We start from the raw sequence: 11,855 nt of genomic DNA on the forward strand, positions 1-11,855 counted from the left end.
ATCGTCGCTGCTGGTCACGCACCTGGCGGGGATGTCGGTGCACCGCGGCGGCGGCGATCGCGCGTGCGGTTGTCGTCCGTCGTGCGGCACGGGATGCTAGGGAGCACGAAGGGAAGCGGTGTCATGGATCGTTTTCCGCATGCCGCCAACGTCGATTTCCACAGTCCACTGGACCTCTCCAAAGCCGCCGTCGCGGTACTGGACGCCGAAGGCAACATCTCCGGGTGGGGAGCCTCGGCCCAGCGCCTCCTCGGACATTCGCCCGAGGACGTACTCGGAAAGCCGGCCGGCCGGCTGCTGGCAGCGGCCCCCGGGCAGCGGCTGTCCGCCCTCTGCGGGACGCACAAGCCCCGCAGCACCGTCCTGGACCTCTCCTGCCGGAACGGACGTACCCTGCGTGCGGCCGTGACGCTCAGCCCGCTCGAACACCTGGGCGTCGCCGCGACCGTCGTGGTCGCGGCCGAGCTGGAGGCGCTGCGCGGCTGGGAGGCGCAGCTGGCGCTGCTGCAGGGAATGGCGACCGAGTCGACCGTGGGCCTGACGATCTTCGACACCGACATGCGCGTCGTCTGGGGAAACGTCTCCACCGATCTGGAGCTCGCCGGGATCGCCCAGTACATCGGCCGGCCGGCCGCGGATCTCTTTCCCGAGGGCGAATTCATCTCACGGCACCACCCCCCGGACGAGGACCAGATCATGGAGCACGTCATGACGACGGGCGAACCGATCATGGGCATGCACTATCGCGGCCGCGCCCCCGCCGACCCGGTGCGCGAGCACGTCTGGTCCTGCTCGTACCACCGGATGGTGGATGCCCGGGGCGAGCTGCTGGGGCTGTTCGAGGAGTCCCTGGACATCACCGACCGCTATCGCGCCCAGGAACGGCTGTCGCTGCTGGTGCGGGCGGGAAAGCGCATCGGTGCCTCGCTGGACGTGCGGCGTACGGCCGCGGAGCTGGCCGACGTGGCGGTACCGCAGCTGGCCGACGAAGTGCTGGTGGACCTGCCGCCGGCGGTCATCGAGGGACGGCAGCCGCCGACGGGCTCGGCGCCGGGGCACAGTCTGCTGCGGATGCACGGCAGGACCCCGGAGGAGTTCCGGACCAGTCCCGTCTCCTATCCACCGTCGTCGCCGCAGGCGCAGAGTCTGGGCACCGGCCGCCTCGTCGTCGACGCCTCCCCGCCCGAGGCACCGGGCGAGGAGGGATCGGCCCCCTCGCACTCCTGCCTCTTCGTGCCGCTGCTCACCCGCAATACGGTCCTGGGCCTCGCCACCTTCCGGCGCAGCAGCAACCCCGACCCGTTCGGACCCGAGGAGCAGACGCTCGCCGTGGAACTGGCCGAGCGAGCCGCCGTCGGCATCGACAACGCGCGCCGATACACCAGCCAGCATGCGGCAGCCCTGGTACTGCAGCGCAGCCTGCTGCCCCAGCACCTGCCCGAGCAGAGCGCGGTCGACGTGGCGTACCGCTATCTGCCTGCCGACAGCCGCGTGGGCGTGGGCGGCGACTGGTTCGACCTGATCCCGCTGTCCGGTGCCAGAGTGGGCCTGACCGTCGGCGACGTGGTGGGCCACGGCATGCACGCGGCCGCGACCATGGGCCGGCTGCGCGCCACGGTACGGACCCTGGCCCTGCTGGACCTGGACCCGGCCGAACTGCTCACCCGGCTGGACGGCCTGGTCGCGCAGGACTCGGAACCCCACGGGAACGACGGGCTGAGCGACGAGGCGCTCGGGGTGACCTGTCTGTACGCGATCTACAACCCGGTCAACGGCCGGTGCTCCTGGGCGAGTGCGGGCCATCCCCCGCCGATCGTGGCCGATGCGAGCGGCTCGGTGGCCTTGTCCGCGCTGGCGCCGGGACCGCCCCTGGGGCTGGGGGGCCTGCCCTACGAGAACGTCGATCTGAACTTGTCCAGCGGCAGCTTGGTGGCGTTCTTCACCGACGGTGTCGTGGAGGACCGGCGCACCGACATCGACAGTGGCATCGACCGCCTTGCCCATGTGCTCACCTGGCAACGCTGCCCGCTGGAGGAACTGTGTGACCGGGCGCTGTCGGCCCGGCCGCCCGGACCGCAGGCGGACGACGCCACGCTGCTGCTCGTGCGCACCCGGCGTCTCGACGCCGACCGGGTGGCGGATCTGGAGCTGCCGCCCGACCCGGCCATGGTGGCGCACGCCCGCACGGTCGCCGAGCGCCAGTTGGAGGCCTGGGGCCTGTCCGAGCTGTCGTTCACCGCCGAACTCGTGGTGAGCGAGCTGGTCACCAACAGCATCCGGTACGCCACCGGGCCCGTCATGCTGCGGCTGATCTGGGACCGCTCCCTGCTGTGCGAGGTCTCCGACAACGCGCACACCGCACCCCACCTGCGGCGAGCGCGCCGGGACGACGAGGGAGGCCGCGGCCTGTTCCTCGTCGCCCAGATGTCCCAGCGCTGGGGCACGCGGTACACGTCGTCCGGGAAGACGATCTGGGCCGAACTGGCCATACCCTAGGAGCCCTTGCGTCCTTCCCCTCCTCACCAGTCGTGCACGGTCCCGTCCTGCAGCCTGCTGACCGGCAAGTACGCCTGCTGATAGGGGAAGTGGCGTGCCGCTTCGATGTCGAGGTCGACGCCCAGACCCGGCGTGTCGGACGGATGCAGCAGTCCCTGCTCGAAGCGGTAGGAGGTGCGGAACACCTCCAGGGTGCGCTCGGAGTGCCGCATGTACTCCTGGATGCCGAAGTTGTGCACGGCCAGGTCCAGATGGAGGGCGGCGGCCATACCCACCGGGGAGATGTCGGTGGGACCGTGCATCCCGGACCTGACACCGTAGACGGCCGCAAGGTCGAGCAGCTTCTTCATCGCGGTGACGCCGCCGGTGTGGGTCACCGCGGAGCGCACGTAGTCGATCAGCCTCTCGCTCAGCAACGTGGTGTAGTCGTACACGGAGTTGAAGACCTCGCCGATGGCCAGCGGTGTCGTCGTGTGCTGCCGGATCAGGCGCAGGGCCGCCTGGTCCTCCGCGGGCGTGGCGTCCTCCAGCCAGAACAGGTCGTACGGTTCCAGTGCCTTGCCCAACTTGGCGGCCTGGATCGGGGTCATCCGGTGGTGTCCGTCGTGCAGCAACGGGAGTTCGGGCCCGAACTCCGCCCGAACGGCCTCGAAGACGCCGGGCAGGTGCCGTAGGTACGCACGTGTGTCCCAGGTCTCCACGGTGGGCCGGGGCCGGTCGCCGACGGTGGGGCGGGCGGGCTCGTAGTCGTAGCGGTCTCCGCCACCGGCGCTCGACGCGGCGACGCCGTACACCGAGTCGAAGCCGGGGATCCCGGTCTGGATGCGGATGGCGCGGTAGCCCTGCTCCTGGTGGGCCCTTATGGAGTCGAGCAGTTCGGGCACGTCGCGGCCGGAGGCGTGTCCGTAGGCGAGGGCGCCGCTGCGGGACGCGCCGCCGAGGAGCTGGTAGAGAGGCATCCCGGCGTACTTGGCCTTGATGTCCCACAGCGCCGTGTCCACGGCCGCGATGGCCGCCATGGTCACGGGGCCGCGCCGCCAGTACGCCCCTCGGTAGAGGTGCTGCCAGGTGTCCTCGATGCGGGAGGCGTCGCTCCCGATGAGCAGGGGCACGACATGACTGTCCAGGTAGGAATGGACGGCCAGCTCACGGCCGTTGAGCGTGGCGTCGCCCAGGCCGACGACGCCGTCCTCGGTGGTGATGCGCAGGGTGACGAAGTTCCGTCCCGGGCTGGTGACGATCACCTCGGCGGACTCGATCTGCATGGTGGATCCCCCCTCTTTCCGGCGGTTCGGTCGGTCGGTTCGGTCGGTCGGTTCGGTCAGCGGCCCCGGGCGCGCCGGGTCAGCTCGGTCTGGACCTCGGCGACGATGCGTTCGATGGGCAGGGTCGCGTCGACGGTCATGCCGGCCTCGTCGTCCTCAAGCGGTTCCAGGTCCTCGAACTGCGAGGACACCAGGGAGGCGGGCATGTAGTGCGACTTCCTGCTCTCCACGCGGGAGGTCGCCTCGTCCCGGTCGATCGTCAGGTGCACGAAGAACGCGTCGGGCCGGGCCACGCGCAGCAACTCGCGGTAGATACGTCTGAGTGCGGAGCAGGTGATCACCAGCCCCTCCTCCGCACCCGCCGCCCGCATGCGGCTGGCGAGGGCGGCCAGCCACGGACTACGGGTGCGGTCGTCGAGAGGGGTGCGGTTCTCCATCGACCGGACGTTGCGGCGGGGATGGAAGTCGTCCCCCTCCTCGAACGGCACCCTGAGCGACTCCGCCAGGTACCGGCCCACGGTGCTCTTGCCGCACCCGCTGACTCCCATGACGACGACGGGTGCGCGCCGGGCGTGGAACAGGCCCGCCATGGCTTCCTGGAAGCCGGCTCGATGCGCGGGTGGCAGGCCGTTGGTGTTGAACTGGTCCAGGCCCGCCCGCAGTCGGTCGCGTACGCCGGGATCGTGCAGTCGTCCGCTGCGGATCTCGGCGAGGAGAGCTTCCGCGAAGGCTTCCGCGGCCGTGGCCAGCCCCTGGTCGATGGCGTAGGCCAGCCCCATGTGCAGCCACATGGCGATCGGCTCCGGCCGGGTGGGATACCGCTGGACGGTGTCGGCGCCTACTACGGCCCGCGTCGGCGTGATCACCGACTCCTGGTGCGCGCCGGCCCAGTCCCTGTCGATGCGGTGGTTCAGCGCCATGACGACCGGATAGGAGAGGCGTACGAACAGCTCGTTGCGCGAGCCGGCGAGGAGCGTGCGGTGGAAGGCCGCATCCACGTCCCTGAAGCGCTGCCGGATCGCCGCACCCTCCCCTGGCTGCGCGAAGTCCGGGTCCTCGCTCAGGGCGAGCAGGGTGCGGGCGTGGCTGGTGAGGTCGTGGCAGATCTCCGCGGACCGGCTCAGGGCGGCCAGCCTGGCCGCGCGGGGCTCGATCACCTCGCGCAACTCGGTCAGTGACCGCATCTGGCTGTCGGGAGCCACCTCCAGACGCCACGCGATCACGTCGGGGTCCAGCAGATCCCACCGCTCCAGCGCCTGGACAGTGGCCCCGATCCGGGGCTGCAGATTCACCAGGCCCTTCTGGTGCAGCGTCTGCAGGGCCTCGCGGGCCATGGGCCGGGTGACCTCGAACTCCTGCGTGACGGCGTCCACGGTGAGGTGGTGGTCGCGGGGCTTGCCGCCTTCCACGATCTGGCAGCCCAGTCGCTCCACCACCCTCGCGGTGGAGCCCCGTAACACGTCCTCGGATCCTTCGGGCAGGTCGACTTCGGGACCAGTCATGGCGGAGATGCTAAGTCACAGCGGCGGACTGGTCAGCCGTCCGAACGCCGCCTGAAGGAGCGCGGAATGCCCTTGGGGCGCACGCCGGAGCGCTTCGCAGGGCACTACCGCCCCTGTGCGACTCCGAGACCGATTGATGAGGCATCAGAAGCCTTCTCTGACCTAGATCACATGAGTACCGTGGTCACCCATTCGAAAGGTTTCGGTACTGCCTCGTCCCCGATTCTGACGCAGCCGCAGGAGAGCCGTATGCCCGAACCGACCTCGCCCACGCCTCCGCCGGAGCGGTTGTCCCTGCGCTGGGCGCTCATCTTGTTAGCCGCGGTGGTGGCGGGACTGCTGGCAGGCCTGCTGACGTACGCCCAGTCCCGCAACTGGCCGGCCTCGATCCTGGCGGCGCTCGGCGCGAGCGGCGCGGCCCTGGTGAGTCTTCCCCTGCTGCTGTGAGCACGGCGTGCGCCGGGCTCCCGGTGTCAGGTGGGAATGCGTACCGTCTCCACCCAGCTCGGGGGCTGTGGTGCGGCAGAGCCGATCAGAGCCGCGATGACGCGGCAGGGTGGGTTCTCGTCGGGCCAGGGGGTGAACCCGTCGGTGAGGACGACGACGATGCTCGGGTGGTCCGGCGTCGCGCGCGCCGCTTCGATGCCGACGCGCATGTCCGTGCCGCCACCGCCGCCCAGGGTGATCTGCTCGGTGGCCGCCACCCGGGAGACGGCCTGTACGTCGGCGTCGCACGCAAGCACGGTCACACGATTGCCCCGTATGCCCACCTCGCGCAGAACGCCCGTCACCTCCGCGAGAGCGGCGGCCAGTTCGGCATCGCCCATCGACCCTGAGGTGTCGATGACGACGGCCACCCGCGGCAACGGGCGGCGCAGGCTCGGCAGGACGACGCCGCGCAGCGCCGGGGTACGGCGCGAGGGGCGGCGGTAGGTGTAGTCGACGGCTCCGCCGGCCCAGGCGGCGGCCTCCCGGACCGCGCCGGACAGCGCCCGCCGCCAGTCCACCGTGGGCTCCAGGACCTCCTCGGCCCAGCGCTGCCAGCCCGCGGGCAGGGTGCCACGGGTGCGCTGATGGGCGCGCATCGCCTCGGCGGTCTGCCGCCGCAGGGCCTGCGCCTCGACCTCGCCGAGCCGTGCGGGGCCGGCGGAGTCGGGGAGTTCCCAGGGCGCGGGCCGACCGTGGGCGCCCGATCCGCAGTCCGGCGCCCGCACCTGCGGCGGCAGCCGGTCGAGGTACACCTCGAACAACTGGCCCTCGGGAAGGCCGAAGAGGCGGGGTTCCATGCGCCCCTCGGGCAGGCGCAGGCCGTCGGCGAGCAGGTCGTCGTTGATCTCGCAGTCCTGCGCGACGTTGACGCGGTGCCAGTCGCGCTGGGCGGCGGCGGGGAGCCGGTCCGCCCGGCCGTGGTGGTCGCGCAGCAGGTGCGCCGCCTCGTGCATCCAGACGCCCGCGAGTTCGGGCACCGGCGTCGCGTCGACGAAGGCGGGCGACACATAGCAGCGCCAGTGCCGGTCCACTCCCATCGTCCGGACCTCTGTGCTGGGCACGACGGTCAGGGCGTACAACGCCGAGGCCAGATACGGCCGGTCGCTCGCCGCCCGGTAGCGGGCGGCGAGCAGCTTGGTCATGTCCAGGGGCCGGCGGGATTCCTCCGTCATCCCCGCACTCCTCACCGGCCGGCGCCGGGCAGCGCCCCCGACATCTGCAGCAGGTCCAGGAACCCGTCGATGCCGGGCGGGACGGGCCAGTCGAGGTGTCGCATCGCGGCGAGGTCGGTGGCGGCCCGGGCGGCCACGTCCGGTACGCCCGCGTCCACGGCCTTCGCCAGCACCGCCCAGCCGGCCTCCCACCGGGGCCGGGTGAGGTCGCTCTGGATGGCGGCGACCACCGCGATGAGGAACGCCAGTTGCCGGTCGCCGCGGTCGGGCAGGGCGAAGGCGTCCGGGTCGGCGAGGACCCGGTCGGGGTCGGGCAGATCGAGGTGTTCGAGGTAGGACAGCAGCTCGATGCCCGCGCCGTCCCCGACGGCGCCGGTGAGCGCGGCGGCGAGCGCCTCGCGGCCGACGCCGGCCGCGTACCCGGCGGCGAGCAGCTTGAGTGCCATCTCCCAGGTGCGAGGGGAGGGCCAGGACCGGCCCCGGCTCTCGGCGTCGGCGGGGATGTGGTGGACCAGGCCGGGCCGGGCCGTGAGGAAGCCGGAGATCGCGCCACGGGCCCGTGCGACCGCACCGGGCACCTTGCCGGCGTCGACGACGGGCACGGTCAGATCCGGCCAGGTGCCGGCCATGCCACGGGCGACCGTCCGGGGGTCGTGGGTCCATTCGAGGTGGACGAACCGGTTGGCGAGCGGCGGGCTGAGATGCCAGCCGTCCGCTGCGCTGGACGGCGGGTTGGCGGCGGCGACGATGCGCACCGCCTCCGGCAGGACCAGGCTGCCGACCCGTCGTTCGAGCACCACGCGCAGCAGCGCCGCCTGCACGGCCGGCGGTGCGGAGGACAGTTCGTCGAAGAAGAGCAGGCCCTGTCCGGCCCGGGCGAGGCGGACCGCCCAGTCCGGCGGAGCCATCGGCACACCGGTCACGGCCGGATCGTCACCGACGATGGGCAGTCCGGCGAAGTCGGAGGGCTCGTGCACGCTGGCGATGACCGTCTCCAGCGGCAGGCCGAGCCCGGCGGCGAGCTGCTCCAGGGCGGCCGACTTGCCGATTCCCGGCTCCCCCCACAGCAGCACGGGCTGATTGGCCGTCACGGCGAGGGCGAGCGCCTCCAGCTGCGGGTTCGCGGCGGGCTCGGTCCGGCGTGCGCGCAGCCTGCGGTTGAGGTCGTCCGCGGCCGCCAGCGGGCCGGACGGCGCGGTCGGGGCAGTGCGGTCGGTGCTCAAAAGGGAAGCTCTTCCTCGTCGTCGGGGCCGTACTCGTCCTGCTCGTCCATCCATTCGTCCCACCACTCGGCGCCGACGCCTGGATGCTCCGCCTGCACGCGCTCCCGGAGGAAGGCAAGGTCGGGCCGCTTGTACCGGCGGACGAGCTGGGCGAGCGACAACTCGGACTGGTCGATCACGTCGAGCCGCGCCCCGGCGGCGACGAGCGCCTCCACCAGCGCCTTCGAACCGAGGTCGTTGACCGCGACGAACAGCGGCGTGCGCTCCCGCCGGTCGCGGGCCTCCAGGTCCAGTCCCTGCGCCAGCAGGCGCGGCAGCAGCGTCTCGTGGTCGAGGAGGTTCAGTACGTGCAGCAGGCTGCGGCCGCCGGCGTCCCGCACGCGGGGGTCGACGCCCGCGTCCAGGAGTTCCAGCACGCCAGTCGTGTCGCCGTGTTGGGCGCGCAGGAACAGTTCGTTGCGTTGCGCCCGCAGCGCCTTCGGCAGACGGCCTTCTCCAGAGGTCCACGTCTGCTCCACGGCGAAGCATCCGGCGACGGCACCGCCGAAGGCGCGCATGGCGCGTTCGCGCTGCTGTTCCTCGTCGCTGTGCGGCATGCGCAGCAGGCCGCCGGGCCGGAAGGCCACCTCGTGCCATTTCCCGCGGCACCTGACCCGCACGGGTGCGGGAGCCGTCGCTCCTGGCGGGCCGACCGGGCCTTGCGGGACCTGGAGGGCGGGGAACAGCGACTCGCGGACGAGCGGATGCAGATGCTCCGCCGCGACGCCTCCGGCGCGCATCAGGTCGAGGTCGGGGAGCCTGCGCCACAGGGCCTCGGCGAGGACGGGCTCGCCCTTCACGTCGTCCCGGTCGACGGCCCGCGCCAGCAGCCCGCCGGCGTCCACGGGCTCCAGCAGGATGTAGGTCCGCCAGTGCGCGGCGATGAGGAAGCGGTCGCCGACGCCCTCGGCCATCTGCCGACGGATCTCCGGCTCCAGGCGGGTGTGGTCGAGCGCGAGCCGGCCCAGGAGCTGCTCCGGATCGGCCTGGTACCAGCCCGATTTCTGCGGGGGTGTCAGGTCCAGCTCGATACCGGCGGCGGCGAAGGCGGCCTGGGTCTCGCCCTTCTGGTGCAGCAGCGTGGCCCACTCGGCCCGCGCCGCCGGGTCGCCGTCGCCTGGATCGGCCGCGGGCAGTTGGTCCGTGCCGCGCAGGGTGGCGTCGGCGTGGAAGAACGGCGGCCTGTCCGTACCGCCGCACCGTTCCCGCAGCTCGGCTGCGTGCCGTGCGTCCCACAGGTGCCGGGCGTACCGCCAGTCCTGGGTGGTCCGTCCGAAGACGCCGGCGGCCTGCTCGTCCGTGACCGTGCTGAACCGCAGGGCGATCCGCTGCGGTCCGTCGATCATCGCAGGAGTGGTGATGTGCAGGTAGGGCGTGGCCCGGCGGCCCTCGTCCGCTGCCTTCGGGCGGTAGCGCGCGAGGACGACCGTCGTGTCCGTGGCGAGCGTGGTCCGTCCGCCGAGCAATCGCGGCAGGTGCCAGCGCAGCAGGTCGGGGGCGAGATGGCGGAGGTCGTCCTCAAGGGCCGCGGCGACCTCGTCGCCACAGTGGTCGGCGACTTCGGCCAGGTCGAAGGTGACGTCGACGTTCGCCGCCGCGCAGGCGCCCCGCCAGTCACCGGCCAGACGGCGTTCGGTCGCGCGCTCGATCATCCGGCCGGGCACCGCGTACCGGCGGATCCGGCGCCGGCTCGCCGCCTCGTCCGCGGGGAAACAACGGAGTTCGCTACGAGAGCTCAACGGTAGACACTCCCTATCGCGCGCAGGTCGGGATGTGTCCGGCCGACGGGCCGCAGACGCTGGGTGAAGGACCGCTTCACCTTGCGGGGCAGGCCGGGCCCCAGACCGACGTACTCCAGGGGCGAGTTGTCGGGCACGGCCGCCAGCAGCGTCTTCGCGCCCCGGCCGGTCAGACCGGTGTGGCACAGCTCCAGCCGGCGCAGCGGGCTGCCCGGCAGGGCGGCGGCCAGCGCGTGGGCGCCTTCGTCGCCGGTGGTGTTGGCGGGGGCGCCGAGGCTGCGTTCCGACATCGGGCGGCCCAAGTCGAGTGCCTCGATCCCTTCGAGGGAGTCGGCGAGGGCCCGGGCACCGACGGGGCCGATGCCGTTGCCGCCCAGGCCGAGGCGCACCGGCCGTTCGGGGTCGGCCGCTGCGGCGAGGATCGCGGCGCCCTCGTCTCCGAGGTGGTTGGCGGGGAGGTACAGCTCGCCCACACCCGCCTCGCGGATCAGTGCCGCCAGCAGCGGGGCGGCGTCGGCGGTCAGGCCGTTGCCGCCGAGGAAGAGGCGTTCCACCGGGCTGGGCCGGTCGGTGAGGGCGTCGACCAGGGCCCGCAGACCGTCGGTGGTCAGACCGGTGTTGACCAGGTCGAGGGTGCGCAGCGTGGTGTTGCGGCGGAGCATCGCGGCGAGTGCGCGGGCGCCTTCGTCGCCCACCGGGTTGCGCTTGAGCCACAGGGCGCGGACGGTGCCGTCCGTCGTCAGCGCGTCGGCGAGCGCGGTGACGCCCTCGGGGCCGATGCGGTTGCAGCCGAGGTAGAGCGTGTGCAGGCTGTGGTCGTCGACCAGCGCGTCGGCGACCGTGCGGGCTCCTTCGTCCCCGATGGCGTTGGTGCCGAGCAGGACATGCGCGGCGTGCGCGGAGGCGGCGGCGACGGGCATCAGCCGCGCGGCGCCGACCGCTCCGAGGCCCTGCTTGCACAGGTCGACACGCCCGTCCGCGCGCACCGTGCCGAGCGGGAAGGCCTCGTCGGCCTCGACCGGCTGCGCGGACTGCAGTCGGGTGAGCAACGGTTCCAGAGCGGCGGGATCACTGATCGGGATGTCGGGGTGCTCGATCGCGGGGCAGCGTACGGGTGTCGGCTGCGTCATCACCACTCCACCGGTCCATCGCCGGTGCCCGGCTCGCCGAGGGCGGCATCGCCCTCCGCCCGCCCAGGACGAACCGACGCCAATCGACTTTCCTCCACGACAAGGGCGGCAAGGCTGGTCGGATTCGAACCGACGTCCTCCAGCTTGATGCGTGGGCGCGACGACCTCTGCGCTACAGCCTTGCCACGGAGATCATAGCGGCTGTCGCCTTTGTGTTCGAACCCGGTTGGTCCTGGGCGTCGGAGCCGGCGAGCCAGTCGGTGGAGGGTCGCACCCCCACCCCGACCACGACGATGTCGGCGGGCAGCACCCGCCCGTCGGCCAGTCTCACTCCGGTGACCCGGCCGTTGCCCGTGAAGCCGGCCACGCCGGTGCCGCACAGCAGGGCGACCCCGTGATCGCTGTGGAGCGAGGCGCACACCAGCCCCATCTCGCGCCCCAGTTGACGCTCCAGTGGTACGTCGAGCGCCTCGACGACGGTGACATGAAGCCCGAGCCGGTGGGCGGTGGACGCCACCTCGGCGCCGATGAAACCGGCGCCGATGACGACGACCCGGGGCAGGCCGTGCAGCAACTCGGTGCGCAGGGACCGGGCGTCGTCCAGGTCCGCAGGGTGTGGACGCCGGCCAACCCCTCCATGCCGGGGAGCCTGCGGGGGGTGGCGCCCGTCGCGATGACCACGCCGTCGGTGCGCAGTTGCCGTCCTCCGGCCAGGGTCACGGAGCGGTCCGAGCGCAGCGCGCGCACCGTGCTGAGGCCGGCCAGCGACGCTCCGACGACGGTGATGCTCCTCATGCCGG

Annotated in this window: 8 protein-coding genes and 2 pseudogenes; 2 read left to right on the forward strand and 8 right to left on the reverse strand. The window is 72.3% G+C overall.

Going from position 1 to position 11,855, the window contains the following annotated elements; translation table 11 throughout:
* Positions 1 to 123 precede the first annotated feature (123 nt).
* The gene (locus ACFYZZ_RS20240) at positions 124 to 2,496 is read left to right on the forward strand and encodes a SpoIIE family protein phosphatase (RefSeq protein ID WP_389177521.1); all 2,373 of its coding nucleotides are present in this window, start codon (positions 124 to 126) and stop codon (positions 2,494 to 2,496) included.
* Positions 2,497 to 2,519: 23 nt separating this feature from the next.
* Here ACFYZZ_RS20240 and manD read toward each other — a convergent pair whose 3' ends face one another.
* Together manD and ACFYZZ_RS20250 are read right to left on the reverse strand one after the other, a co-directional pair.
* Entirely contained in the window at positions 2,520 to 3,761 is a 1,242-nt protein-coding gene (gene manD / locus ACFYZZ_RS20245) for a D-mannonate dehydratase ManD (RefSeq protein WP_389177524.1), read from the reverse strand.
* A gap of 56 nt (positions 3,762 to 3,817) precedes the next feature.
* On the reverse strand, positions 3,818 to 5,263 hold the full coding sequence (locus ACFYZZ_RS20250; protein ID WP_389177527.1) for a gluconokinase, GntK/IdnK-type: 1,446 nt from the start codon (positions 5,261 to 5,263) through the stop codon (positions 3,818 to 3,820).
* Between the two features lie 249 nt (positions 5,264 to 5,512).
* Here ACFYZZ_RS20250 and ACFYZZ_RS20255 point away from each other — a divergent pair, with 249 nt between their 5' ends.
* Entirely contained in the window at positions 5,513 to 5,710 is a 198-nt protein-coding gene (locus ACFYZZ_RS20255) for a hypothetical protein (protein ID WP_389177530.1), read from the forward strand.
* Positions 5,711 to 5,736: 26 nt separating this feature from the next.
* Here ACFYZZ_RS20255 and ACFYZZ_RS20260 read toward each other — a convergent pair whose 3' ends face one another.
* The 6 genes and pseudogenes from ACFYZZ_RS20260 to ACFYZZ_RS20285 form a co-directional block, all read right to left on the reverse strand.
* Positions 5,737 to 6,924, reverse strand: coding sequence for a VWA-like domain-containing protein (locus ACFYZZ_RS20260; protein ID WP_389177532.1), 1,188 nt, complete (start codon positions 6,922 to 6,924; stop codon positions 5,737 to 5,739).
* Between the two features lie 11 nt (positions 6,925 to 6,935).
* Positions 6,936 to 8,201, reverse strand: a complete 1,266-nt coding sequence (locus ACFYZZ_RS20265; protein ID WP_389177535.1) for an AAA family ATPase — start codon at positions 8,199 to 8,201, stop codon at positions 6,936 to 6,938.
* A complete protein-coding gene (locus ACFYZZ_RS20270; RefSeq protein WP_389177537.1) occupies positions 8,144 to 9,925 on the reverse strand; it encodes an ankyrin repeat domain-containing protein in 1,782 nt (593 codons plus the stop codon). The genes ACFYZZ_RS20265 and ACFYZZ_RS20270 overlap by 58 nt, the downstream gene beginning before the upstream one ends.
* The gene (locus ACFYZZ_RS20275; protein ID WP_389177540.1) at positions 9,922 to 11,055 is read right to left on the reverse strand and encodes a gala protein; all 1,134 of its coding nucleotides are present in this window, start codon (positions 11,053 to 11,055) and stop codon (positions 9,922 to 9,924) included. Before ACFYZZ_RS20275 ends, ACFYZZ_RS20270 begins: the two co-directional genes overlap by 4 nt.
* Before the next feature lie 109 nt (positions 11,056 to 11,164).
* Positions 11,165 to 11,237, reverse strand: a pseudogene (locus ACFYZZ_RS20280).
* A gap of 59 nt (positions 11,238 to 11,296) precedes the next feature.
* Positions 11,297 to 11,850 (reverse strand): annotated as a pseudogene (locus tag ACFYZZ_RS20285) (FAD-dependent oxidoreductase); the annotation flags it as partial.
* Positions 11,851 to 11,855 lie beyond the last annotated feature (5 nt).

This window comes from Streptomyces sp. NPDC001816 (genome assembly GCF_042892235.1).
In the GTDB taxonomy this organism is placed as follows: Bacteria; Actinomycetota; Actinomycetes; order Streptomycetales; family Streptomycetaceae; genus Streptomyces.